The organism is Methanothermobacter sp. KEPCO-1, from assembly GCF_008033705.1.
GTDB classification, from domain to species: domain Archaea; phylum Methanobacteriota; class Methanobacteria; order Methanobacteriales; family Methanothermobacteraceae; genus Methanothermobacter; species Methanothermobacter marburgensis.
Window position 1 is genome coordinate 1,265,546 of sequence record NZ_CP042937.1, and the last position, 25,796, is coordinate 1,291,341.

27 protein-coding genes and 2 tRNA genes are annotated in these 25,796 nt (G+C 50.3%); 21 read left to right on the forward strand and 8 right to left on the reverse strand.

What is annotated here, in order from left to right; translation table 11 throughout:
* The first annotated feature begins 15 nt into the window (after positions 1–15).
* Both FVF72_RS06750 and FVF72_RS06755 read left to right on the forward strand, forming a co-directional pair.
* Entirely contained in the window at positions 16–816 is an 801-nt protein-coding gene (locus FVF72_RS06750; protein WP_255503674.1) for a hypothetical protein, read from the forward strand.
* Between the two features lie 166 nt (positions 817–982).
* Entirely contained in the window at positions 983–1,450 is a 468-nt protein-coding gene (locus FVF72_RS06755; protein ID WP_147671637.1) for a hypothetical protein, read from the forward strand.
* Positions 1,451–1,469: 19 nt separating this feature from the next.
* On the opposite strand, the gene FVF72_RS06760 is transcribed toward FVF72_RS06755, so the two are convergent.
* Positions 1,470–2,405: a transcriptional regulator gene (locus FVF72_RS06760; protein ID WP_147671638.1), complete on the reverse strand. Its 936-nt coding sequence runs from the start codon at positions 2,403–2,405 to the stop codon at positions 1,470–1,472.
* 20 nt (positions 2,406–2,425) lie between these two features.
* On the opposite strand from FVF72_RS06760, the gene FVF72_RS06765 reads away from it, so the two are divergent.
* The 15 genes from FVF72_RS06765 (at position 2,426) to FVF72_RS06835 (ending at position 17,188) form a co-directional block, all read left to right on the forward strand.
* A complete protein-coding gene (locus tag FVF72_RS06765) occupies positions 2,426–3,715 on the forward strand; it encodes a tRNA(Ile)(2)-agmatinylcytidine synthase (RefSeq protein WP_147671639.1) in 1,290 nt (429 codons plus the stop codon).
* Between the two features lie 140 nt (positions 3,716–3,855).
* Positions 3,856–5,151 carry an MmgE/PrpD family protein gene (locus FVF72_RS06770; RefSeq protein ID WP_255503676.1) on the forward strand — a complete coding sequence of 432 codons (1,296 nt, stop codon included), beginning with the start codon at positions 3,856–3,858 and terminating at the stop codon, positions 5,149–5,151.
* 106 nt (positions 5,152–5,257) lie between these two features.
* Positions 5,258–6,157, forward strand: a complete 900-nt coding sequence (locus FVF72_RS06775) for a U32 family peptidase (protein ID WP_147671641.1) — start codon at positions 5,258–5,260, stop codon at positions 6,155–6,157.
* Between the two features lies 1 nt (position 6,158).
* Complete coding sequence (locus tag FVF72_RS06780) at positions 6,159–7,001, forward strand: fumarate hydratase (RefSeq protein WP_147671642.1); 843 nt, start codon at positions 6,159–6,161, stop codon at positions 6,999–7,001.
* A gap of 17 nt (positions 7,002–7,018) precedes the next feature.
* Positions 7,019–7,861, forward strand: a complete 843-nt coding sequence (locus FVF72_RS06785; protein ID WP_147671643.1) for a citryl-CoA lyase — start codon at positions 7,019–7,021, stop codon at positions 7,859–7,861.
* Between the two features lie 222 nt (positions 7,862–8,083).
* Positions 8,084–8,398, forward strand: coding sequence for an ATP synthase archaeal subunit H (ahaH, locus tag FVF72_RS06790; protein ID WP_013296146.1), 315 nt, complete (start codon positions 8,084–8,086; stop codon positions 8,396–8,398).
* Positions 8,399–8,408: 10 nt separating this feature from the next.
* Complete coding sequence (locus FVF72_RS06795; RefSeq protein WP_147671645.1) at positions 8,409–10,376, forward strand: V-type ATP synthase subunit I; 1,968 nt, start codon at positions 8,409–8,411, stop codon at positions 10,374–10,376.
* 5 nt (positions 10,377–10,381) lie between these two features.
* Positions 10,382–10,870, forward strand: coding sequence for an ATP synthase subunit K (locus FVF72_RS06800; RefSeq protein ID WP_013296144.1), 489 nt, complete (start codon positions 10,382–10,384; stop codon positions 10,868–10,870).
* Positions 10,871–10,874: 4 nt separating this feature from the next.
* Positions 10,875–11,495, forward strand: coding sequence for a V-type proton ATPase subunit E (locus FVF72_RS06805; RefSeq protein ID WP_147671646.1), 621 nt, complete (start codon positions 10,875–10,877; stop codon positions 11,493–11,495).
* Between the two features lie 15 nt (positions 11,496–11,510).
* On the forward strand, positions 11,511–12,668 hold the full coding sequence (locus FVF72_RS06810) for a V-type ATP synthase subunit C (RefSeq protein WP_147671647.1): 1,158 nt from the start codon (positions 11,511–11,513) through the stop codon (positions 12,666–12,668).
* Entirely contained in the window at positions 12,665–12,985 is a 321-nt protein-coding gene (locus tag FVF72_RS06815) for a V-type ATP synthase subunit F (RefSeq protein ID WP_147671648.1), read from the forward strand. Before FVF72_RS06810 ends, FVF72_RS06815 begins: the two co-directional genes overlap by 4 nt.
* Complete coding sequence (locus FVF72_RS06820; RefSeq protein ID WP_147671649.1) at positions 12,982–14,736, forward strand: ATP synthase subunit A; 1,755 nt, start codon at positions 12,982–12,984, stop codon at positions 14,734–14,736. The genes FVF72_RS06815 and FVF72_RS06820 overlap by 4 nt, the downstream gene beginning before the upstream one ends.
* A gap of 2 nt (positions 14,737–14,738) precedes the next feature.
* Positions 14,739–16,130 carry an ATP synthase subunit B gene (locus FVF72_RS06825; protein ID WP_147671650.1) on the forward strand — a complete coding sequence of 464 codons (1,392 nt, stop codon included), beginning with the start codon at positions 14,739–14,741 and terminating at the stop codon, positions 16,128–16,130.
* A 33-nt stretch (positions 16,131–16,163) separates the two neighbouring features.
* Positions 16,164–16,805, forward strand: a complete 642-nt coding sequence (locus tag FVF72_RS06830) for a V-type ATP synthase subunit D (protein ID WP_147671651.1) — start codon at positions 16,164–16,166, stop codon at positions 16,803–16,805.
* Positions 16,805–17,188 (forward strand): DUF22 domain-containing protein, encoded by a 384-nt coding sequence (locus FVF72_RS06835; RefSeq protein ID WP_242451253.1) that lies wholly within the window; start codon positions 16,805–16,807, stop codon positions 17,186–17,188. The genes FVF72_RS06830 and FVF72_RS06835 overlap by 1 nt, the downstream gene beginning before the upstream one ends.
* 60 nt (positions 17,189–17,248) lie before the next feature.
* Here FVF72_RS06835 and FVF72_RS06840 read toward each other — a convergent pair whose 3' ends face one another.
* Both FVF72_RS06840 and FVF72_RS06845 read right to left on the reverse strand, forming a co-directional pair.
* Complete coding sequence (locus FVF72_RS06840) at positions 17,249–17,671, reverse strand: hypothetical protein (RefSeq protein WP_147671653.1); 423 nt, start codon at positions 17,669–17,671, stop codon at positions 17,249–17,251.
* 13 nt (positions 17,672–17,684) lie between these two features.
* Positions 17,685–18,017 (reverse strand): hypothetical protein, encoded by a 333-nt coding sequence (locus tag FVF72_RS06845; RefSeq protein WP_147671654.1) that lies wholly within the window; start codon positions 18,015–18,017, stop codon positions 17,685–17,687.
* A 62-nt stretch (positions 18,018–18,079) separates the two neighbouring features.
* On the opposite strand from FVF72_RS06845, the gene FVF72_RS06850 reads away from it, so the two are divergent.
* Entirely contained in the window at positions 18,080–18,487 is a 408-nt protein-coding gene (locus FVF72_RS06850; protein WP_147671655.1) for a DUF61 family protein, read from the forward strand.
* A complete protein-coding gene (locus FVF72_RS09265; RefSeq protein WP_187239679.1) occupies positions 18,487–18,651 on the forward strand; it encodes a hypothetical protein in 165 nt (54 codons plus the stop codon). Before FVF72_RS06850 ends, FVF72_RS09265 begins: the two co-directional genes overlap by 1 nt.
* 54 nt (positions 18,652–18,705) lie before the next feature.
* On the opposite strand, the gene FVF72_RS06855 is transcribed toward FVF72_RS09265, so the two are convergent.
* The 5 genes from FVF72_RS06855 to ppcA form a co-directional block, all read right to left on the reverse strand.
* Positions 18,706–19,800: an ATP-grasp domain-containing protein gene (locus FVF72_RS06855; RefSeq protein ID WP_147671656.1), complete on the reverse strand. Its 1,095-nt coding sequence runs from the start codon at positions 19,798–19,800 to the stop codon at positions 18,706–18,708.
* A 26-nt stretch (positions 19,801–19,826) separates the two neighbouring features.
* Positions 19,827–19,898 (reverse strand) — tRNA-Gln (locus FVF72_RS06860).
* A 67-nt stretch (positions 19,899–19,965) separates the two neighbouring features.
* Positions 19,966–20,037, reverse strand: a tRNA-Gln gene (locus FVF72_RS06865).
* A gap of 108 nt (positions 20,038–20,145) precedes the next feature.
* Positions 20,146–20,970 carry a heliorhodopsin HeR gene (gene heR / locus FVF72_RS06870; RefSeq protein ID WP_147671657.1) on the reverse strand — a complete coding sequence of 275 codons (825 nt, stop codon included), beginning with the start codon at positions 20,968–20,970 and terminating at the stop codon, positions 20,146–20,148.
* 132 nt (positions 20,971–21,102) lie between these two features.
* A complete protein-coding gene (ppcA, locus tag FVF72_RS06875; protein ID WP_147671658.1) occupies positions 21,103–22,554 on the reverse strand; it encodes a phosphoenolpyruvate carboxylase in 1,452 nt (483 codons plus the stop codon).
* A 230-nt stretch (positions 22,555–22,784) separates the two neighbouring features.
* On the opposite strand from ppcA, the gene FVF72_RS06880 reads away from it, so the two are divergent.
* Positions 22,785–24,557 (forward strand): N-6 DNA methylase, encoded by a 1,773-nt coding sequence (locus tag FVF72_RS06880; RefSeq protein ID WP_013296131.1) that lies wholly within the window; start codon positions 22,785–22,787, stop codon positions 24,555–24,557.
* Entirely contained in the window at positions 24,554–25,795 is a 1,242-nt protein-coding gene (locus tag FVF72_RS06885) for a restriction endonuclease subunit S (RefSeq protein ID WP_147671659.1), read from the forward strand. Before FVF72_RS06880 ends, FVF72_RS06885 begins: the two co-directional genes overlap by 4 nt.
* The last annotated feature ends 1 nt before the right edge of the window (position 25,796 follow it).

The window sequence follows — 25,796 nt, forward strand, 5'->3', positions numbered from 1 at the left end:
TGAAGATCTTATAGAATGATAGAGGAATCTATAGAGGTAGGGTATATTATAATTATTGGTGTCATGGAGGAAGATGTGATGTTCACTGGTTCAGTTACTGTCGATGGAGTTGAGCTCCCTGAGGCATTCCTGGGAAGCGCACCGTTCACCGCGGCACCCTACTTTGGGCACCGCTCAAGGCTGTATGAGATGGACCTCAAAAGGAGACCTGAAAACATTGCAGAGGTGCTCATGGGGGCATATGACGCGGGTGTGAGGGGATTTCAGATCATCCCTGAGGGCTCTGTGCTTGAGGCACTTGAAATGGCAGTTGATGCCGGGTGCAGTTTCAGACTCATGGGCACAGTTCGGGAGGGGCGCCTTGAGGAGGACCTCGGGACCCTCATGGATCTTGGTGCCGGCGCCGTTCTTCTTGATGAACACTACACGGATCTTCTACCAGCCGGTGAGGTGGCTGAGATCCTTGATGATATTGAGGTCATATCCGGCCTCATAACCACAATGCCAGGGGCCACCACCAGGCGGCTCATTGATGAGGGGGTTGATAACTTCCAGCTTTACATGATACCCCTCAACAGGCTGGGTTATATGATGGATTTCCCGGTTTTCCTTGAGGAGGAACGGGCAAAACTCAGGGATCTGCTCCTTGAACTCGGAAAGGTTGTTGTTGCCGAGAAGGTACTTGCAGCGGGGATACTCTCACCCGGGGAGGCATTTAAATTCCTTGAGGGTGCTGACTATGTTGACATGGTCACTGTGGGCGCGGCATCTGTTCTTGAAGTGAAGGAGACATTCGGGGAACTCTTCAGGTTATGATCTGGTCTCTGGAGCATAACCTCCCCCACCCATCATCATATTTAATATTTTCTATAGGAATGAAATCGTAAAATAGAAGTTAATGTTTTAACATTAACATGTTAAAGGACACATTCCATTGTTCATGAATGGACTCCCATTCAGTCAGTGTATATGGGGTGTGGTTATGGATACTGCGACAAAGGTGCTTGTTGTAATCTGTTTTATTCTCATAGGGGCCCTGGGCTTTATCTCAGGGATGTTCCTCAAGTCACCCCACGGAGGGGATCAGTACTACAATGTGACCATCACCAGCGATACAGAAGGTGGGGGGTCATCAGGTCCCAGCTGGCACAGGGTCATGACATTCACAGGGTCCGAATCAGATTACCGCTATGTTAACATCAGGGGCAACAGGCTACGCGTTGTTTTTTCAGCGACTCCTCTGGTGAATTACGATGTGAACAGCATCACAGTGGATGTCCTCAGGGACGGTTACACTGTGGCCACTGACACCGTGGACTGGGGAGCCACCGAGTCACCTGCAAGGAAAAAGAGGACAGTTGAGGTTGAGGGGAGCCCTGGTGAATACTGCATCGCGGTTTATGCAAGCGAAATCAGGGACTGGAAGGTCACGGTGTGGGATTACTACTGAAAGCTGATGATAGTAGGGTTCAGCTGCAGGTCTTCCTTTCAGCTATCACCTTCAGGAAGTCCCTGCTGCTATCCATCTCACATATCTCCCAGCTCTTGATCACAGGCACACCCTCGAGGTTCTCACTTATACGGGGGTTATCAATGATAAAAACAGATTCTGAACCGCTTACAAGTGACAGGTCCCGCAGCGGCACAGCCATCCTCCTGAGGGTCCTTGAATCCCTCCCCTTCTCAAGGTCCGTTATGACGGTACTCTCAAATTTCAGTTCCTTTGCAACGGCATCAAAGGGTGTCCTCTGGGTTTCAATCATTCCAAACCCAATATCACCCAGCCTTCCCCTGGGCCTTATTTCAACTTCATCCCTCTCAGGGACACTTAAGATGTCAATTGAGAGTGTTATCCTTATGTTGAGTATCTCCTCGAGTTTCATGGCTGTTTCAGGTGAGGCCCTTGCAAGCCCATTCTCATACTTGTAGATGGTCTTGCGGGATACGTGGGCCAGGTCTGCAAGGTCCTTGAGTGAGAGGTTGTATTCCTCACGGACCTCCCTTAGGGTTCTTCCGTCTATCTGCACATAGTAACCGCCCCGGTCAGCTATCACCTCAGGGCACTCACCATCAACCACCATGTTCCTGAAGGTCTCAGGGGCAATGACAGGGATGCCGTGCCTCTCATAGACAACATCCTCCTCAAGGTACTCTGTCTTTGACCTTATACCGATGAGGAGTGGTGATGCCAGGAACGTGTGTGCAAGGGTTTTTATCTCATGGGCCTGCAAACTATTTATACCATCAATGTTCACAAGGACCTTAAGCAGAAGTAGAAGGAGCTTCCTCCTGGCCATGAGGTCAAAGCAGCTCCTCTCATATATGTGGGATGTTTCAAATCCGTTGCTGATAAGAAGTTCATGTATCACCCTTAATACATCTTCCCTTTTAACAGATTTATCCAACTGGATCACCGGGTGATTTAATGTACAGAATTCATGTGGGTATAGATGATACCGATTCCCCCGATGGGATGTGCACAACCTATATATCATGCTTTATAATCCATGAACTTAAAAGTTGCGGTTTCACCACTGAGGGTTACCCGCGGCTCATAAGACTTAACCCCTTTGCACCCCACAAGACCCGGGGTAACGGTGCAGTGGCATTCACCGTGAGGGCAGAATCAGAGGATGAAATGGATGATATCAGGGATATCGTCATTCGCAGTGTTGAGGAACTTGCAGAGCTTGATAATGAGAGGACAAACCCTGGGGTGGTCTTCTATACAGGTGGGATCACAGATTCCATGAGGGAATTTGCCATATCAGCCATAAGGAGAATACTCAAAATTGAAGATGCCTTAAGGGTTGCAGAGGAGGTGGGGGCAGAGGTTCATGGATTCAAAAGGGGGAGGGGGGTCATAGGGGCCCTTGCAGCCATCGGCTGCCCCCTTGAGGACAGGACATATGAACTTCTCACCTACAGGGTCCCTGAGAACTACGGAAAACCCCGCCAGATAGACCCTGAATCCGTGAGGCTCATGGACGCTGAAACAGGCAGTGAGACCTTTGACAACATTGATGATGACTACATTGCAATCGAGCCGCATACACCCTGCCCAATACTCTATGGTATACGCGGCGAATCCCCTGAGGTGCTCCTGAGGGCCATGGAGATGGTTCGTGTCTCTGAGGAGATAGAGAGGTTCTGCATCTTCGAGACAAACCAGCACACAGACCAGCACATCCAGGATGCAGACAGCATAGCTGAGATGGAAAAATTCGGCTGCTACCGCATCAGCGGTGAGGTGCTTGACAGGCCAAGGGTGATTGAGGGCGGCCACGTATTCTTCACCCTTGGCGACGACTCCGGTGAAATCGAATGCGGTGCCTATGAGCCAACAAAGGACTTCAGGAAGGTCATCCTTGAACTCATACCCGGGGACAGGGTCACCGTTTATGGGGGTATCGGGGCCCAGGGGACACTGAACATTGAAAAGATACACCTTGAGAGGGCTGCCGAGCTCTACGTAGAGGAAAACCCCCTCTGCACCTGTGGCAGGCGCATGAAATCCGCAGGCAGAAATAAGGGGTTCAAGTGTCCCTCATGCGGGCGGAGGGTAAGAAATTCCAGAAAGGTTAAGAGGGTACTTGAGAGGCCATTGAGGGAGGGCTACTATGAGGTCCCCACCTGCGCCAGAAGACACCTCTCAAAGCAGCTTGTGAGGATGGGAATTTCTGGCGGCTCTTACCCATCTGGCTGGGTTAGGTAGAGAGTGGGGATTGATGGAGGTCCTTAGCCCTCTGGTGAGGTAGAGGAGGGTTGCTGGAAGCTGTTATCCCTCTGAATTAATAAAAAATGGGAAACTTTATAACAATCACTGTTATATTTAAAGGCAACATAGTAGCATCAATGATGACAGGAAGGCTTGCAGAATTTGTATCATCACTCTCATACAGGGACCTCCCTCCTGAGATCCTTGAAAGGGCGGAGATATGCTTCCTGGACTTTCTGGGCGTCTCACTCAGGGGTTCAGGGGAGAGGAGCGGTCTTTTGGCACTCAGGGCACTGGGTACCGGAGAGGGAAATTCGACGGTCATAGGCCATGGAAGGGCTTCTGATGAAAGGGCTGCCCTCCTCAATGGCATATTCGCCCATAACCTTGACCTTGATGACGGCCACAGGGGGGCCCAGCTGCATCCAGGGGCATGCGTGATCCCCGCGGCACTCGCAGCTGCAGAGGCCCTGGATGCAGAGTTCAGGGAGTTCATAGCAGGGCTTGTGGCAGGTTATGAGGTGGCCATCTTCATGGGTCTCCTCGCAAACCCCGGCCACAGGAAGAGGGGCTTCCACACCACAGGTACCTGTGGCACATTCGGGGCCGCCGCAGCCGCAGCCAGCGTAATGGGCCTTGACTGTGAGGAGACAGTCAATGCACTGGGACTTGCAGGGACCCAGGCAGCAGGACTCCTTGAATCAGACCATGCCGGCTCAATGGGCAAGCACCTGCACGCCGGGAGGGCGGCCCAGTCAGGACTCATATCTGCAAAGCTTGCACTGGAGGGTTTCACAGGGGCAGAGTCCATAATTGAGGGAAAGGAGGGGTTCCTCAATGCAATGTGCCAGCCCCCATCAGAGGTACCTGAAACCGGCGTCTTCCACATAGGAGACGTTTACCTCAAGAGGTACCCTGTCTGCAGGCACCTTCACTCCACCCTTGACTGCGCCCTTGAAATACTTGGAATGACCAGATTCTCCGCCTCAGATATAGATGAGGTCCTCGTGGAGACCTATGAGATTGCAGCAGAACACGACAGCTATTCCCCAAAAACGGTTGAGGCGGTGAGGCAGAGCCTGCCTGTTTCACTGGCCATAATCCTCGAGAAAGGGGATATTAGGGTTGAGGACCTTGAGATGGCCCCTGATGTCAGGGAAACTGCATCAAAGATCAGGATAATGGTGGATCCAGAGATGCAGGAAATGAAGAACAGGAGACCTGCACGTGTTACAGTGAGACTCAGGGATGGCAGTGTCCACACAGCCTTCAGAGAACTCCCATCAGGGGAACCAGAGGACCCCTACACCCGGGAGGACATCCTTGAGAAGTTCAAACTCCTGAACCCGGGTTACAGGACAGATAAACTGGATATCCTGAGGGGGGCATGGTCAGAGAGTATCTCAGAGATAATCTCTGAGGTCCTTGACTGATACATTGGGCGGAGCTCCTGCTTGATACTGGCTTCATTGACAAATGCTCAGAACACTCCTCTGGGCTACTGATTAAAGGGTATAATTAAAACTGGAGGTGAAAAGTTTGGAAAAAACCCGCAGATACCTTGATAGAATCGGAATAGGAGTCCCCGAAGGTGAATCAGAGAAGAGATTCAGTGATGGCGGACAGTACCGCTTTGAGGTCCCAGGGATACAGAGGCCTGGGGCCATGAGGGCCCTCCTAGATGCCATGGAAGAACATGACGTCAGGGTCCACAGGGTAACCCAGACAAAGGGTATAATGCTCCTCACCGACGATGAGATTGAGGAGATGGCTGAACTGGCCCGTGAAGCCGGCATAGAACTCTTCCTGAGTGTGGGTCCCAGGGCAACCTACGATACAAGTGCATCTGCAAGGACCCCTGAGGGTTCAAGGATAGGTTACAGGCTCAGGGGATACGACAACATGGTGTATGCGGTTGAGGATGTTCGGAGGGCTGCTGAACTCGGTGTGAGGGGCATAGTGGTCTACGACGAGGGACTCCTCTGGGTTCTCGGGAGGATGCGAGGCGACGGTGAACTGCCAGCTGACCTCCACTTCAAGGTCTCAGCCCACTGCGGGCACGGTAACCCTGCATCAGCACGTCTCCTTCAGGATATAGGTGCTGATTCCCTCAACCCTGTGAGGGACCTCCAGATACCCATGCTTGCAGCAATAAGGGAGGCCATTGACATTTCAATCGATGTCCACACAGAGAACCCCAAGTCATCCGGTGGATTCATAAGACACTACGAGGTCCCTGATATCATAAGGTACGCATCCCCGGTTTACCTCAAAACAGGGGGGTCTGTGGCGGGACACCATGGATGGGACACCACAGAGTCACAGGCCCGTGAGAGGATAAGGCAGGTTGTGCTTGTGAGGGACATGATAGAGCGTTACTACCCTGAAGCCGTGTTTTCATCCGGGAAGGACCTCGCGGTACCTGTGGGGGGAAGGTAGATTGGATATAGCGGCACGGGTGAGGGATGCCCTTGTAAGGGCAGGTACAACCACACCACCGGATGTTATGCGGGCATATAAGCGGGCCCTTGAGAGGGAAGAGGATGAAAAGGCCGCATGGATCCTTGAACTTCTAATTAAAAACGCCAGGATAGCCGAAGAAAGCGGCAGACCCCTCTGTGATGACACAGGAATACCCCACGTCATCGTTGAGGTGGGTGAGGACTCCTTCCTCCCTGGTGGCTTCTTTAACCTCATAAGGAGGGGGATTGCTGAGGGCCTCCTTAAACTTCCAGGAAGACCCATGGCTGTGCGGGGCGATGAGATTGAGAGGATAGAGCAGAGCCGGGGCCTCTACAGTGACCCGTCAAAACTTCCCCCAGCACCCTTCCTTGTTGACTCAGTCCCGGGAGACGAGGTCAGAATCCATGTTCTCCTCCTTGGGGGTGGCCCTGAGATAAGGGCAAGGACCAGAAGGGTTTTTCACAGACACAGCTATAGAAAAGTATTTGAGGAAGTTCTGACATGGATGAAAACAGAGGTCCCTTTACTTGGATGCACCCCGTGCATACCTGTTATAGGTATTGGGAGAACTCATTTTGAGGCCACGAGCCTTATGCTCAGGGCAATGGCCACTGGAAGCCTTGATGAGCAGTCTGAAATTGAGGATTACATTACAGAATCCCTTAACAGTACCGGAACAGGACCCCTGGGTCTTGGGGGATCCACAACAGCCCTTGGTTCCCTGGTGAATGTGGGGCCTCAGAGGGCCAGCGGCGTCAGAATAGTCTCAATGAGGCTGGCATGCTGTGTGGAGCCGAGAAGGGCGACAATAAAACTGTAGATCTCTGAGGTGAATAAATGGCTATAGGAAAGGATTCACTTGAAAACGTATTCAGGATGGGTTCCCCGAAGTGGAGGACTTCCATTACGAGGGTTGAGCCTAATCGGATTGTTACCAGGGGTTATTCTCAGGAGGATTTGATTGGTGGTGTTTCTTTTTCTGAGATGGTTTACCTGTTGATTAGGGGTGAGCTTCCTCCTGGTAATGTTGCGAGGATGCTGGAGGCTGTCCTGGTGTCTTTCTGTGATCATGGTGTGACTCCGCCCAGTACGCAGGCTGCCCGTATGATTGCCTCTGCTGGTTCTCCGGTGCATGCGTGTATTGCTGGTGGTCTTCTGGCCTTTGGTAAGAATCATGCCGGGGCTATTGAGAGGTCCATGAAGCTTTTCCAGGAGACGGTTTCAGGGTGTGAGTCTGAGGATGAGATTCCTGAGGCTGCTGTGAGGCTGGTGGATGATCATCTGCGGAGGAACCGGAAGGTGCCTGGTTTCGGGCACAGGTATCATAATGCGGATCCCCGGGCTGTGCGGCTCCTGGACCTTGCAGAGGAGTACGACTGTGTCGGCCCACACACAAGGCTTGCGGTTGAGGTTCAGAACATACTCCTTGAGCGTAAGGGTGTCAGGATGAACGTTGACGGTGCCAACGCCGGGATACTCTCAGATATGGGTTTTGACTGGCGCACAGGTGCCGGGGTGTTTATGATAGGACGGCTCCCAGGACTCATATCCCACGTATACGAGGAAAAGGTGCGTGAACCGGCCTTCAGAAAATTCTTCGACATCGAAGAAATACACTACGACGGCGAGGAGGAGAAGAACCTCTCTGCCGGCGCAGACCTTGAACCAATGCCTGAATAGCATAAACCTTCAGGCGGCATAAAATCATTTTATAGCAAATAATAACCTTTATAATACCCTTAAATTCATTTAAGTCTCATAATATGATTCAATGAATCAAGGGAGGGATTCAAAAGGCTTTGTTCACCGAATAGGTTTAGTTGAGTATCATAAACTCTGGAATAAAATAGTAAAAGATAAATATACCCCGAAATAGACCTTTGCATTAATAGGGTGATTTACATGACAACCATATCGGAAGCTATCACTACCATAAAGAAGGCTGAAAATGACGCTGACAGGTTAATTCAGGAGGCCAGAGAAAAATCATCCCAGCTAATCGATGACGCCAGAACCAGGTCCAGCGAACTCCTTGAAAATGCTGAAAGGGAGGCCAGTGAGAAGGGCGATGAGCTCATAATGGAGGCAGAGGAAAGGGCCAGAAAGGAAGCCATCAGCATTTCAGGGAAGGCAAAGCGTGAAGTGGAGACAATGAAATCAGCGGCAATGGGCAGAGTCCCTGAGGCCGCCAGCATTATCGTGAAAAGTATCTTGTAGTGTGAGTAACATGTTTCTACCGGCAAGGATGCGAAAACTCAAGATCATAACCCTGGACCAGTACTCGGATTCAGTGGTTCGGTCCTTGCATGAGGAGGGAATAACCCAGATCGATGACATCTCCGAGCGCATCCAGCAGGATGCAGAGTGGCGCCAGATCCTTAAACCATCGAGGGCAACACCATACACAGGAAGGGTGTCATCCCTCCTCATGAAGACAAGCGGTATCCTGGACTTCCTTGGCTCAGTGGCAGCCCAGGAGAAGGGACTCAAGGATACCCTGAAGGAGTTCATCAACCCCCCTGTCTTTGATAAAAGGGAGGTTGAGGAACTGGACACAGAATCACTCCTGGAAAGGGCCGAGGAAATCCTGGGAAAGGTCGAATCAGAGACCAGGGTTATGGAGGAAAAATTGAATGAGCTTGATTCAGAAAAAGCAAGCCTCGAATCAAGCCTGACAGTTGCAGAGAAACTGAAAGAATTTGATATTGATTTTGCCGATCTCCATTCTTCAAAGTACATAACCGGAATCGCCGGGAGAATACCCTCTGAAAACCTGGATGAAATCAGGGAAAAACTCTCAGAGATCACAGATGAACTGATACTCTTCGATGGAGAGGGGGAAACCAAGGCAGAGCGCATTTTAATAATAATAACCCTAAGGAAACATGGGGACAGTGTGGCCTCACTCCTCAGGCGAATGGAATTTGAGCGGTTCGAGATCAGCGAACTCAGCGGAAAACCATCAGAGGTCATATCCTCCTCAGAGACACGCATTGCGGAAATTGAGGGGGAAAGAAGTGAGATCATCTCAAAGCTGAGGGAGATAAACAGTGAATGGGAGGATGAACTCCTTGTCCTCAAAGAACAGCTTGAAATCGAGAAGGAGCGAAACGAGGTTTTCTCACTCTTCGGCGAAACCGAGAAGACAGTGATGCTGGAGGCATGGGTGCCCCTCAAGGAGGCCGATAGGGCCATCGAGGTTGTTGAGGAGTCATCCGAGGGCCACTGCGTCACCGAACTCGAGGAACCAAACCCCGAGGAAGTTCCGGTGCTTCTGGACAACCCCAGATTCGCCAAACCCTACGAGAACTTCGTGGAGATGTACTCACCACTGAAGTACAACGAGATCGACCCGACGATCTTCATGGCCTTTGTGTTCCCGTTCTTCTTCGGGTTCTGTCTCACAGATGCAGGGTACGGTATACTGGATGCACTCATAGGATTCATACTCTACCGGGGCCTTGGTAAGGTCAACGGGTTCATGAGGGACTTTGGTATAATCATGATGTCCTGTGGGGTATGGGCCTTCATCCTCGGGATGGTCACCAATGGATTCATAGGGGACTTCTTCCCACGGTTCCTGAACATTCAGCTTCCAACGGTTATACCGGCCATAGACGCATTTGTGAACCCCCAGAACATACTCATAATGGCACTCACGGTTGGTGTGCTGCACATCAACTTCGGTTTAATCCTGGGGGCGAGGAACAACATAAGGCTAGGGAACATGAGGGAGGCCCTCGGGTCACAGATAGTCTGGCTGATACTTGAACTGGGTATCATCCTCTACATCTTCGGAGGAATGTTCCTGGGGGCGCCAGTGATAATCCTGGCAGCTGCAATGCTGCTCTACTACAACGGCCTCTTTGGCCTCATGGATGTATCAGGGTTCCTGGGTACACTCCTATCATATGCCAGGCTCCTGGCCCTCTGTCTATCAACAGGGGGTATAGCGATGACCGTTAACATCCTCACAGGACTGAGCTATGAGATGATACCGGTCATTGGAGTCGTTCTGGCCCCGATAATATTCGTGTTCGGGCACCTTGCCAACAACGCCTTCCAGAGCCTTGGTGCCTTCATAAACTCACTTCGTCTGCATTATGTGGAATTCTTTGCCCAGTTCTATCTGGGTGGAAAAAACAAATTCAACGCATTTCGTGCTGAAAGAAACTTCACTAAGATAAGGAGGTAAATAGAATGGTTGAAATAGCATTAGGTACTGCTTTAGCAGCAATAGGTGCTGGAGTTGCAGTAGGATTCGCAGGTCTTGGATCAGGATTAGGTCAAGGTATAGCAGCCGCAGGAAGTGTGGGTGCAGTTGCAGAGGACTCCGACATGTTTGCGAGGGGTATTATATTCTCAGCCCTGCCAGAGACACAGGCCATCTACGGTTTCCTGATCGCCATACTTCTCCTGGTGTTCTCAGGACTCCTTGGAGGAGGAAAGGGCCTGGATGTAACAGCCGGACTTGTGGCTGTGGGTGCAGGTGCAGCCATAGGATTTGCAGGTCTCGGTTCAGGTATGGGTCAGGGTATAACATCAGCATCATCAGTGGGTGCAGTTGTTGAGGACCCTGACATGTTTGCGAGGGGTATTATATTCTCAGCCCTTTCAGAGACACAGGCTATTTACGGGTTCCTGATTGCCATACTCCTCATGGTCTTCGGCGGAATACTAGGAGGCTAATTAGATGAGCTCCGGAGCCGAAAAAATTGTCTCCAGTATAATGTCAGAGGCTCAGGCAAAGGCAGACGCCATCATTCAGGAAGCTGAAAAGGAAGCCGCCGGTATACTAGAGGAAGGTGAGAAAAGGGCCAGAATGGCCAGCGAACGCATCCTGGAGTCAGCCAGGAAACAGGCCGATATGAGGTACCAGCAGATAATCTCAGAGGCCAAGATGAACGCAAGGCGTGCAGAGCTGGAGGCAAGGGAAGAGGTAATACAGGAGGCCTTCAGAAAGGCCGAGGAGGAACTTGAAAAGCTGGCATCCGCATCCTCAGATGAATATGTCAGTGCCCTAAAGGCAATGATAAAGGAGGCCGCGCTTGAGATAGGAGGGGGAGAACTCACCGTAAGCATGAAGGAGGGTGATGACTCCCTTGACCTTGCTCTTGATAAAATCGCAGCTGAAGTGGAAGCCGAGACAGGTAAAAAAACAACCCTGGAGGTTGGAGACAGTATCAGGACCATTGGAGGAGCAGTGGTAAGGACAAAGGATGGACTGGTTGAGGTTAACAATACAGTAGAGGCCAGGATGTCCCGCTTCAAAAAGGCTCTACGTTCAGAGGTGGCCAGGGTTCTTTTCCAATGAAAGGGGAGATAACAGATGGCTGACAGCATCACAACAATTGTAACAGCGCTTGGATTCCCTTCAATAGAATCTTTTATAGGCGTACTCCTCCTTGGAGGGGCAATTATAGGTGCTATTGTTGTAATAGCAACTATAAGACCTATATTAGATTTATTCCCCTTTGCATACCCCAACGCCAGAGTCAGGGCACGTATCGGGAGACTGATAAACGAGAAACAGCTCTCAGAGATCCTTGAGACAGAGTCAATGGAGGAGTTCAAAAACTACCTGAGGGGACTCCCTGACTATGCAGGCTACGTTGACCGCTTCCCAATTGAGAAGGCACTTGAAAGTCAGCTTGCAGAGACCTATGAGACAGTATCAAAGATAGCGCCTGCATCCATAAGGGACCCGTTCAGGGCAAACCTCAGGAAGTGGGATATAAGGAACATAAAGAGCCTCATAACAGCAAAGGACGCTGGTCTAAGTGCTGAGGAGACAGTGAACCTGATAGTACCTGCAGGGGAGATCTATGAGGTCATAGAGGGACTGGTGGATGCCTCAAGTGTTCAGGAGGTCGTAACAGGTCTTGAGGGAACAGAATATGCGGAGGTACTGGAGGATGCCCTCTCCCAGTACCAGGAGACAGGTATGCTGCTCCCAATCGAGGCGGCCCTCGACAGGAAATTCCTGGAGGACCTCATAAGGTCAGTTGGAAGCCCCTCAGATGACAACACAAAGATTCTGCACAGCTACTTCGGTACACAGGTGGACGTGGCGAACCTCAGGATGATACTCCGTGCAAAGGCAGACGGCCTCAGCTACGATGACATAAGCCCATACATAGTACCCCAGGGCTACCAGCTGAGGGAGTGGAAACTCAAGGACCTCATGGAGGCAGAGGACGTCAGTGGAGTTATAAGCGGCCTTGAGGGGACAGACTACGGCCAGATCCTATCAGAGGCACTATCAGAGTACACATCAACAGGTTCAGTGGCGGTCTTCGAGCGCGTCCTTGAGGACAACCTCAACAGGATGGCCAGGAACTTCGCACTCAAGAAGCCCTTCGGGGTGGGACCAATGATAGGATTCCTCAGCAGGAAGGAAACCGAGGTGCGAAACCTCAAGGTCATAGCAAGAAGCAAGAGGGAGCCAGGGTTCCCTGAATCAATGGTTAAGGAGATGTTGGTATGAGTTCAAATATTGCAGTGGTCGGTGACAGGGACACCGTGACAGGGTTCAGACTCGGAGGCGTCAGGGAAGGCTACGTCGTGGAGACACCTGACGAGGCAGAGGAAACCATAAGGAACCTTATAGGCGAAGGCTTCTCCATAATAATCGTCACAGAAAAGATTGGGGATGAACTGAGGGAATTTATTGAGGAAACCACAAGTTCAAGCGCACTGCCAATGATAATAGAGATACCTGATAAAACAGGGCCCTCAGAACGTGAAACCGATCCACTGAGGGACCTTATTAAAAGAGTTATTGGGGTTGAGATGGTAAAATGACACAGGAAGGAAGGATTATAAAAATAGCGGGTCCTGTTATCATCGCCGAGGGGATGAGAGGATCCCAGATGTATGAAATGGTCAAGGTGGGTGAAGACAAGCTCATAGGAGAAATCATTGAACTTGAGGGTGACACAGCAACCATCCAGGTCTACGAGGAAACAGCAGGTATAAAACCTGGGGAGACCGTTGAGAGAACAGGCGGCCCTCTATCAGTGGAACTCGGACCTGGAATACTGGGTTCAATCTTCGATGGGATACAGAGGCCCCTCGAGGACATCAAGGCACTCACCGGAGACTACATCGAGAGGGGAGTGGATGTACCGTCACTCCCAAAGGATAAGAAATGGACCTTCAAGCCAGTGGCCCAGGAGGGTCAGATGGTTAAGGGTGGGGACATAATCGGTGAGGTGGAGGAGACATCCTCAATAACCCACAGGATAATGATCCCACCAAATGTTGAGGGTAAACTCACAAGGATAGTGCCCCAGGGCGAATACACGGTCCTTGATGATATAGCAGAGGTGGAAACCGATAAGGGCACCGTTAAGGTGCAGATGCTCCAGAAGTGGCCTGTGAGGAAGGGCCGACCATACAAGAAGAAACTTGACCCTGACGTGCCACTCATAACAGGTCAGAGGGCACAGGACACATTCTTCTCAGTCGCCAAGGGCGGTACAGCAGCAATACCAGGGCCATTCGGTTCAGGTAAAACCGTTACCCAGCAGCAGCTTGCAAAATGGGCCGACGCAGACATAATCGTCTACGTTGGATGCGGTGAAAGGGGTAACGAGATGACAGAGGTCCTTAAGGAATTCCCTGAACTGGAGGACCCAAAGACAGGTAACCCCCTCATGGACAGGACGGTTCTCATAGCAAACACATCCAACATGCCTGTGGCTGCAAGGGAGGCCTGTGTGTACACAGGTATAACCATAGCAGAGTACTTCAGGGACATGGGATACGATGTTGCACTCATGGCTGACTCCACCTCAAGGTGGGCAGAGGCCATGAGGGAGATCTCAGGAAGGCTCGAGGAGATGCCCGGTGAAGAGGGATACCCGGCATACCTGGCATCCAGGCTCGCCCAGTTCTATGAGCGCGCAGGAAGGGTTACAACCGCGGGTTCAGAGGACAAGGTTGCATCCGTGTCAGTCGTTGGTGCGGTTTCACCACCAGGTGGGGACCTCTCAGAGCCTGTCACACAGAACACACTCAGGATCTGTAAGGTTTTCTGGGCACTTGACGCATCCCTTGCAGATAAGCGTCACTTCCCATCCATTGACTGGCTCCAGAGCTACTCACTCTACGTTGACAGCGTCGAGGAATGGTGGGCCAAAAACGTTGACCCTGAATGGAGGGCCACAAGGGACGAGGCAATGGCGCTCCTCCAGAAGGAGGCAGAACTCCAGGAGATTGTCCAGCTTGTGGGACCAGACGCACTTCCAGACAGGGAGAGGATAACCCTTGAGACAACAAGGATGATAAGGGAGGACTTCCTCCAGCAGAACGCCTACCATGAGATTGACACATACTGCTCACCATCAAAGCAGTTCGAGATGCTCAGGACAATCATAATGTTCCACAAGAATGCAACAGCAGCACTTGAGAAGGGTGCGCCAGCAGCGGACATCATAGCCCTCCCGGTCAAGGAGGACATAGGGCGTATGAAGTACATACCCGAAGATGAATTCCCGGCAAGAATCAAGGAGATCCAGGAGAGGATCGTCAAGGAATGTGGTGAGGTGTGAAGATGAACGTTAACATCAAAACCCGAGAATACACCACAGTCACAGAGGTTTCAGGGCCTCTGATGATTGTTGAGGGTGTTGAAGGGGTTGCCTACAGTGAGATAGTGGAGATTGAAACACCCACAGGTGAGAAGAGAAGGGGACAGGTCCTTGAGGTAAAGGAGGACCTGGCTGTCGTCCAGGTCTTTGAGGGTACAAGTGACCTCAACACAGAGACCACAAAGATAAGGTTCACAGGTGAAACAGCCAAGATCGGCGTATCCCTTGACATGATGGGCCGTATATTCGACGGTACAGGGAAACCAATAGACGGCGGCCCTGAAATCATCCCTGAGAAGGAACTCGACATCAACGGTAGCCCAATGAACCCCGCTGCAAGGGAGTTCCCTGCGGAGTTCATACAGACAGGTATATCCACCATCGACGGAATGAACACCCTTGTGAGGGGTCAGAAACTCCCGATATTCTCAGGTTCAGGGCTTCCCCACAACGAACTGGCCGCACAGATCGCAAGGCAGGCAAAGGTGCTTGCAGAGGAGAGCGAATTTGCGGTTATCTTCGCGGCAATGGGTATCACCCACGAAGAGGCAAACTACTTCATGAGGGACTTCGAGAGGACAGGCGCCCTTGAAAGGGTTACAGTGTTCATGAACCTGGCAGACGACCCTGCCATTGAGCGTATCATCACCCCAAGGATGGCGCTGACAACAGCAGAGTACTTCGCCTTTGAACACGACATGCACGTGCTCGTTATCCTCACTGACCTTACAAACTACTGTGAGGCCCTCAGGGAGATATCAGCTGCAAGGGAGGAGGTCCCAGGCCGAAGGGGTTACCCGGGTTACATGTACACCGACCTTGCAAGCCTCTATGAGAGAGCAGGCCGTATAGTTGGCAAGGAGGGGTCAATCACCCAGATGCCAATACTTGTGATGCCACAGGACGACATAACCCACCCGATACCTGACCTCACAGGTTACATCACAGAGGGCCAGATAGTGCTGAGCCGTGACCTCCACCGTAAGGGCATATACCCACCGGTGGATGTGCTGCCATCACTATCAAGGCTCATGAGTGGTGGTATCGGCGAGGGAAGGACACGTGAGGACCACAGTGGTGTCTCTGATCAGCTCTACAGTGCCTACGCCGAGGGTCGTGATTTGAGGGACCTCATGGCTGTTGTGGGTGAGGAGGCCCTCACAGAGAGGGACAGGAAGTTCCTCAAATTCGCCGATGAATTTGAGAAACGCTTCATCACCCAGGCACGTGATGAGGACCGCTCCATAGAGGAGACCCTCAACCTTGGCTGGGAGCTCCTGTCACTCCTGCCAAGATCCGAACTCAAGAGGGTCCGCGAGGAGCACATACCCAAGTACCTCCCGGGTGCCGAATAAACACCCAACATATTTTTTCAGGAGAGGTAGCAGATGGCACAGGAAATGATTGAGGGGATCAACCCAACGAGGATGGAGCTCCTGAAACTCAAGCAGCGGGAGAAACTCGCTGTTAAGGGTTACAGTCTCCTCAAGGAGAAGAGGAACGCCCTTATCATGGAGTTCTTCAACATCCTTGAGAGGGTTAAGGGTTCCCGTGAAAAGGTGGAGGAGCACCTCAGGGAGGCCTTCATGGACCTCACAGAGGCCCAGGTACTCATGGGTGATGCCGCGGTTGAGAGGGCCGCAATGTCAGTGAGGGAGTCAGTGGAGGTTGACATAGACTCAAGGAGCATAATGGGTGTCGTGGTCCCTGTCGTGGATGCCCGTGCAACCAGGAGGACGGTGGTTGAGCGTGGCTATGGCCTTGTGGACACATCAGTCAAACTTGACGAGGCAGCCAGGAAATTCGAGGAGTCCCTGGCACTCATAATAGAACTCGGTGAAATCGAGAAGACCATAAGGCTCCTTGCCGGTGAGATAGAATCAACCAAGCGAAGGGTCAACGCCCTTGAGCACATCATAATCCCGAGACTCAAGAACACCGTCAAGTACATTGAGATGAGGCTCGAGGAGATGGAGAGGGAGAACTTCGTCAGGTTGAAGATGATCAAAAAATCCATGGAGATGGAGTGATGGTTAGGATACTTACAAGGCTCGGCCAGGTCCGTGAGGCCGAGGAGAGGTATAAGAGGGAGCTTGTTGACTTCAGGATGGGTGAGGTCTACGGCAACCTCAGGGCCATCATTGCAGATGAGGATATTGAGGTGAGGGCCGGCGAGGCAAAACCCGTGAAGATAAAGGAGATCAGCATACCCGCAAACCACATAGTCTTCATGTGTGCCTACGCCACGAACCCCCTGGGTCATCCGATAGCGGCCGGGGAGGAGACACCCCTACCAATAAGCATGGACCGTAAGGCTGACCATGCTACCTTTGTGGCTGCAGTGGATGGTAAAATAAGCAGGAACGACCTCCTGGGAGTCCTCATAATCCTCCCTGTTGAGCTAACCCACTAATCTTTTTTTAATTTAAAAGAGTCTATGGTTTTATAGTTCATAGAGTAAAAAAAGGATCTTTTATCCAAGAAATGACTTCATTAACTCATAGAGTTCAATCATAAGGTCCTCGGTGTACTCCAGGAGTTCCCCTGTGTACTCCAGGAGTTCCCTGTAGGTTTCAATAAGGGCATCACGGTTTCTATGGAGCTGTCTCATGGCCTTTGTCTGGGCAGCTGCAGGGTTACCTGTTATTATTCTTTTAAGTGCGGATGAGTTCTCCTTGAGGCACTCAACCTCACTTCTTATCTCTGCCATCCGATCCAGGTAGTAGATTTGAGCCCCCCGAATATCCCTCTTTATTCGCTTCCGGATCTCAAGTAACTGTTCTCTCCTCTCAGTGAGTTCCATGAGGGATTTTCTGGTTGATGCGATGGTTGATGTGTCGATTTCACTGAAGTCTGCAAGTTCCATCAGGATGTTCCGGTAATCCTCTGGATCCATCACCCACCACCCATCAGCCAAACTGGATCCTTACCTCTATCAGGCCGTCACTGACACGGGTTTCGGTTTCAATCTCCTCGTTCTCCTTTTCAATTTCACGTATACGGTAGAATATGTTGGTGAGGGCGCCTGTCCTGAATACGCCTGTCCTGTTATCTGGCTTGGAGGATATGAGGAGGATTGAAACACCATCATCTGTTATCTTAACGTTGTAGTTAACCCCATTTATGTATATGCCGTCGGAGAGCCTCAGAAGAAGTTTTATGTACTTTATGGGGAGTCCGCTGCTACTTATTATCTCCTTTATCTTATCATTTTCCCTGCACTGCTCTATATCAATATCCAAGGTCCACCCTCCATCCAGTTAAGATATTAATCTTTTATAGAATATAAAACATAGCCTATACGATGAGAGGTGACAGGTCAGACAGGCTCATAAAGAAGGAGATCTTCAACCTCAACAAGCACCTTCCATCCAGGAGAAAGACCCTGGAGGAGCTCATGGGGGAGGACAAACCCCACGTCATTGGTTCTGATGGTACGAGGCACAGGTTCAAGTGGGCTGAACTTGAGGAGCTCAGGGACATGCTGACCCCCCAGGAGGCACGCCGTTTGAGGTTACCCATCTACATTGAGATAGAATCGGATACATCCGGTGCAAGGATAGCTGGTGAGGTTGAGGTTAAGGTGGTAGGTGAGGTTCTTGGCAGGGATGATGAGGGGGATGAGATCTACATCTACAGGCCCGAGATCAGGGTGTTGAGGGCGAGGTTTCCAACGGCAACACAGTACATATTCCTTGTGAGGGAATTTTAATGGAGGTTGATGATATGAGTAAGGATCCGCTTAAGGAGTACCTTAAGGACCCGGATAGAAGGGCGAAACTCTTCCTTTTAATGACAGGTGGCATGATTCTGAGCACAGTGCTCATAACCATAGGCACCATAATACTGATACTCCTGCTTCTTGGCATAATATAACATAGTTTTCAATCTTCTGATCATTGAGCACTTCAGGGTGTCACTATTTTGTGTCTAGAGGGCTTTCAATCTTTTCCTGATCATTGAGCACTTTATTGATGCAGCTGAGAACGCCCTTTCAGGGGTTTCATGTGCAGCCAGCACAGTTACGAGGGGCTCACCCTTTTCAATTATTGCACCGGGGAATGGGAGGTCATGGACTCCAGGGATTTTTATCTCACCCACCATGCACCTTGAGGGGGCGTAGAGTATCCTCTTAACAGCATACTTGCGAGGGTCTGGTTTTTCAATGAGTTCCCCCATGCAGGCCGTCACATGGGCCTCAGTCATGTTTATACCAAGAGATGCCTCGGCACACTCAAAGGTCCCCTGGATGCGGGGGTTCACCTCCACAACATAAAGCTCAGAGCCCTTCATTATGAAGTCGACACCATTGGAGCCCCTGAGCGAGAGGTCAAGTATGAGGTCCTCTGCCATCTCCTCCATCACACCACGGGGCCCGGGTGTTATGTTACCGGCGTAGATGAACTGGCCCTCAAATCCAGGGATGTCCCTTTTGATGATCTGCCTGCTTGTAAGGACCGTCACTGCCTCAGAACCCGTTGATAGCACCGAGGCACTCACAGGTACACCCTCAATGTACTCCTGCAGCAGGAACTCGCCGCTGGCCTCCTGGAAATCCATCACACCAAAGCCACCGGCACCCCTCACAGGCTTTATGAGGTACCTCTTCTCCCCACCAGATACAATCTCCAGGGCCTCCTGGGGGTCGGTGATGAGGTGGGTCTCTGGAGTGGGGTATGAGTTCTTTATCCTCTGATAGAAGCTGTACTTGTCCTCCACGTGGTCTGCATGTGGGTTACCTAGCACCTTATTCTCTGGAAGTCCAGGGGCCCCTGTGAGGGGTATTATACCATCAGCCCTTTCCATGAAATCCGATGCTGCTTCAAGGAGTTTCTCTGTGCTGAAGTTCTCCTGGAACCTCCCGCAGCTTTCACCCCTTCGCTCCTGGAGGATGCACCTCCTCTCCGTGTATCCACGAAAGTCCAGGGTGCAGTAGTAGGATGCAGAGTAGACACTGTAACCCGCCCTGAAGGCTGATTCAGCGACGGGTCTTGTGTTGACACCTATTATGAGAAGTTTTTCCATTCTAGACACAGAATAAGTTGATTTGATAGTCCCGAGCGGAGTCGAACCGCTGTCGCCGGGTCCAAAGCCCAGCAGGATTACCACTACCCCACGGGACTATGACAGTTAATAGGTGGTGAGGTTCATAATAAATAGGTTTCGATAAAGAGGGGGTTTTGGGGGGAATAGTCCCGAGCGGAGTCGAACCGCTATCGATGGATCCAGAGTCCATCAGGATTGCCATTACCCCACGGGACTGTATCTGAAAAACAGTTCATATCGGCAAAATATGTGTTAAGTGGAAGCCATATAAATAGTTTGCGGTTACGGTAAAAATAAAATTAGAATGGTTGGAAGACCTGGCGGTTAGAATGGTGAGAAGACCCCTACAAATACCAGCCAGGCCAGTATGGTCTTGGCAACGAGGCTCAGTATAATGTACACCCGCTCACCGTAGAGGTAGTCCCTCCACTTACCGACACCCTTATACTGGAGCAGCATGTTGATGGAGAACGTGTTGAACATCACAAAGTAGAGGAGGAGTGCTAGGTACACGAAGTCAGGTGGCTGGGTCTCTGATGAACCAAGGGCCGCCACAAAGTATGCTGCAATGACGATCCACGGCGTGAAACCAGCAATACAGCCAAGGAGGTAGGGTGACCAGTCGATCTTCTCGGTGTACTGGTTGATCTTCTCCATGAGGTAACCGAACATTATCATTGAGGCATTCAGCACAAAGATCATCACAAGTGACCAGAGGTCCCACACACCCACAAAGGTGGCCAGTATGACGATCATTATTGAACTGGAGAACGCATACTCGTACCAGCGGTAGGGGTTCATCCCCCTCTTGAGGTTCTCAACGTAACTCTCATTCCTCAGGAAGGCAATGGTGAAGTGTGCCACCGCAGAGATCAGCAGGAACGATGCAAGTATCACCCCAAGGTAGCTAACCGTGAACGCCACCTCCGGGTTCGGGAGCACCTGGAAGGACGGTGGGTTCAGGGATATCACCTTGAACTTCAGGTAGAAAGTGTATATGTCCCTGTCCCAGGTCAGAAGGTATCCCAGTGCAACCATCAGGAGACCCTGCAGGAGGTGCAGTGTCCCGGCCGCAATGTTCAGTTTACGGAGTCCCTCAAAGGTTATAGGGGACTTCTCAATCATTTTAAGTCTTTCAACATTATCCATAAAACAACCCCCAGATTTATTATGTTTCTTAAATTATTTTAATATTTTGTAATATGGGGGGTTGAAAAGGGGGAATTTGTTCCAGAACTTTTATTTTTAATATTTTGTAATGTGGGGTTGAAAAAAGGGAGGTTACCCCAGGAACCTCCTCTGGCTTGCAGCCTCAAGTATGAGTTCCTGGAGGTTGGCGGTTCTGTTAACCCTGAGGGCCCTTATGATTTCATCAGTGACCCTGCGGTGGTCCTCATCATATTCAGGTTCAATGTACTCCTCAACCGCGGATTTAACCTCAGGGCTGAGGAATGGCGAGTCAGGGTTGGCGTACCTCAGAGCATCTCCAAGGTCGCGCCTGAGACCAGGGTAGACATCCTCTATGAATTCAAAGTCCTCAGAGGACAGTGCATTGAACCCCAGAACCTCAGGGGGAACCCCCAGGGAGTAGAGGGCTGCGGTGAATGTTATTGCCCTTGGAAGTGAAACGTTACCCATACTCCTGGCATATCCAAAGAGTCCGATGTGGAGCTTCCTCTTCCTTCTGCCCGGGACGTACCTTGCAACCCTGTTTATGATATCCACGAGGTCCATGACCTGCCTCCGGTACTCCCGACAGTAGGCTGAGATTATCTCAAGGGCACGGTCGGTATCAATATCAGATGCCCTGCCAGGTTTTGCAGACCTCAGCTCCCTTATCCCCCCTATGACCTCTGAGGGTTCATGGTCGTACTTGAAGGAGGACTGGACAGTGAATGTGTATGCCCCGCTGTATTCCCCTGTAACGTCCCTCACATTATCTGGCCTGAGGTTTCCCCTGAATGGGGCTGAACCCATACCGATGATGGGGTAGAGTTTAACCCCACTCTCCTCTTCAAGGGCCCTGAAGTCTCTGAGGGCTATCCTGTTGAGTATGGTGGCTGAGACCATACCGTAGTTCATTGCCGGGTCGGATCTTGCAAGGAATACCCTCTGCCCTGTGAGGTCCTTACCATCAAGGTACTCCCCTGTTATACGGGCTGCGTTGAGCATCCCCTCATAGTCCTCAAAGAGGGGGATAACGTTGATCTCGTCGGGCCGGAATTCACCTATCCACTCCTTGACGGTCACACCATCTGCGAGCTGCAGCCTCTCCTTTCCCTTCACAAAGTCCAGGTAGTAGCTGTGGATCCGGTTGAGGCAGCTGCTGGAGGAGGTCATGGGTAGTATGACCTCGAATACAGGGGCTACGTCCATCCCGTAGAAGAGGCCTGCGGTGTCATAGGATCTCGGTATGCTCTCAAGGGTCTCCAGGAGTATCTTGGCCTCGGCCCTCTCCACGGTGGGGTTGGGAACCCTGAGGGTTAACCTGAGGTCCTCCCCCAGGACATGGTCCCTGAAGAAGGCCTGGTACTTTGTTAGGAGCTTCTTAACGACGTAGTTGTCAACTTCCTTGCCCTCACAGTCCCACATCTGCTCGTCACAGCCGAGGTGTGAGAAGACATAGTAGGCCTCCCTTATCTCGTCTTCACCACCCAGTTCAGGTTCTGCTGCAAAGAACGGCGGGTTCACATTGTCTGGATGCTGTGTACTCATGCATCTTGGAACCTTCATGTTTAACACTCCGGGGTGATATTTCTGTGGACTGGAATATAAGGATGATGATGAGGATAATGAACCTGGACCTTGAAATGACATGCTATGTAATTGGTTTACAGCACCATACCGCACAAAGATATTTATATTAAAAGTTATAAATTATACAAGTAGTAAGTTAATTAGCTTGTATAATCTGGACATGGATCATTGCAGGCAGGACTGCCACCTTAACTGAAGGTGATAATATGAAACTACCAAAATGGCTTGAAGAAAAATATGACCTCCTCTGGGATAAATTTGAGGACCGGGAATTCAGGAGCACTGAGGCCCTTGAAATACTTGGAAAGGAACATCTAATTGATGAAAAGTCCCTTTCAGCTGCAATATCCGAGATGAGGAAGAAGGGGTGGATAGAGACAAGAAAGGATCCCGCTGATGAGAGAAGAAGTATCTACATGCTCAGACCCAAATCAGAGATCATACAGGATTACCTCACCCTCAAGGACGATAAACTTGGCCGTGCAGACATAGAGAGGATACTCAAGGGGGCAGCAGACCTCATAAGGACAAGGGTCGACTACAAGTTCATCCTGGTCCTCCTGTTCATGAAACAGATGAGTGACAAGTGGATGATGGAGTACCAGAAGGCATACGAGGATGCCATAAAGGAGTATGGCCTCAGTGAGGAGGAGGCGAGGCTTGAGGCACGTAACAGTGCATACCATGACCTTGACATAAAGGAGGATTACCTGTGGGACAACATAAGGAAGGACGTTGAGAACCTGCCCATAAAATTTGCAGGGGCCCTCAAGAACCTCGCAGAACTCAACCCTGCCTTCAAGGACGTGGTGGACGCCTTTGACTTCGTGGAGTTCACACAGAGTCAGGAGAACCGGGAGATACTCAGGCAGCTCGTTGAACTATTCAGTGAGAAGAAACTCACAAACGTTGACCCCGACATCCTTGGAGACGCCTATGAATGGATACTGAGATACTTCGCCCCAACCAAGGCCAAGGAGGGCGAGGTCTACACACCCAGGGAGGTTATAAGGCTACTGGTCGAGATACTCGACCCAAAACCCGGCGAAAGCGTCTACGACCCGGCATCAGCGTCCAATGGTATGCTCATAATATCCCACAAGTACGTTAAGGAGACCTATGGTGAGGCCGAAAGGCTCTTCCTCTACGGACAGGAGGTCAACAGGAAGACAATGGCCTTAGGATCAATGAACATGTACATACATGACATAAAGGATCACCACATAGCCCATGGTGACACACTCCTCTACCCCAAATTCAAGGAATCAGACGGGATCATGAGGTTCGACGTAGTGATAGCCAACCCACCATGGAACCAGGATGGTTACGGTGAGGACACCCTCAAGAAGGGGGATTACTGGAGGGAGAGATTCAGGTACGGATTTGTGAACAAGCAGTCCGCTGACTGGGCATGGATACAGCACATGATAGCCTCTGCCAAGGATGACGGGAGGATAGGTGTGGTTATAGATAATGGTTGCCTCTTCAGGGGTGGCCGTGAGAAGAGTATAAGGTCAGCTGTACTGGAGGACGACCTCATAGAGGCGGTTATACTTCTCCCTGAAAAATTATTCTACAATACAGGTGCCCCGGGGGCAATAATAATCCTCAACAAGGATAAGGATGAGGAAAGGAGGGGTAAGGTCCTCTTCATCAATGCAGGTGAGGAGTATGAGAAGCACCCTGAGGTCAGGAAGCTGAACATCCTATCTGATGGGAACATTGAGAGGATACTTGAGGCCTACAGGGAGTTCCAGGATGATGATGGATTCTCAAGGGTTGTTGACCTTGATGAGATCCGTGAGAATGATTATAATCTGAACGTGCCCCTCTACGCATTCCCTGAGGAGGAGCTCGAGGATATTGATGTGGCGGGTGAGTGGATGCGCCTCTCAGAGATCGAGGAGGAACTCGCTGAAGTTGATGAGAGGATAAGGGGTTACCTGGATGAACTTGGGTATATGGGGGTGAAAATGTGAATACTGTGGAATTCAAGGATTCTCCTGTTGGCAGGATTCCTGTGGATTGGGATGTTGTCAGTTTGGGTGAGGTTGTGGATCAGAGAAGAGAGTCCATTCAACCCGCGGGGGAAGGTAAAAATAATTTTGTTGGGTTAGAACATATAAGATCTGGAGAAACTAAACTTTGTGAATATGTGTCTGATGAAGGTATCCGCAGTACAAAGTACAGATTTTACACTGGAGATATTTTATATGGTAAACTGAGACCGTATCTCGATAAAGCAGTATTAGCGGATATAAATGGAATTTGTTCAACGGATTTAATAGTCTTAACACCCTCCGATAGGATAATTCCTGAATTTCTTATCTATTTTATTCATACAAATCAATTTATTCAAAGAGCAGTATCTACGACTTCAGGAACTAACCATCCAAGGACATCGTGGAAAGCAATTAGTAAATTTAGGATGGCTCTTCCTCCTCTTGAGGAGCAGAAAAGGATTTCAGAGATACTCCAGGATGTTGATGGTGCGATAGAGAAGGTTAATAAGGAGATAGGGGTTACAGAGAAACTTAAGAGGGGTCTCATGCAGAGGCTTCTGATGGAGGGCATCAACCATACGGAATTTAAGGATTCTCATGTTGGCAGGATTCCTGTGGATTGGGGTGTTTCCAGAGTTTCGGAAGTTTTTGATGTTTTTACTGGAACTACACCATCAACTAAAATAGATGAGTTCTGGGATGATGGTGATGTTGTTTGGGTTACACCTGCTGATATGAGTAATCTTAACGGGATTATGATAGCAGACAGCGAAAGAAAGGTTACTGTGAAGGCGCTGAAAAGAACAAATCTTAATCTTATCCCTAAACTTTCCATTCTCATCTCAACAAGAGCACCAGTTGGATACGTTGCATTGAATACGGTTGAATGTGTGTTTAATCAAGGATGCAAAGCACTAGTCCCTAAATCACATGTTGACACGAGATATTTTGCATATTATCTATTAATAAATAAAAAACGCCTGCAAGACCTCAGCGGAGGCAGCACGTTCAAAGAACTCAATAAAAAAACTTTGGAAAAAATTTATTTACCGGTACCCCCTCTTGAGGAGCAGAAAAGGATTTCAGAGATACTCCAGGATGTGGACAGAAGGCTCGAGCTCCTCACGGAGAGGAAGGTTAAACTTGAAAATATAAAGAGGGGGCTCATGAACGACCTCCTGACAGGTAAAAGGAGGGTCAGAATAACATCATAGG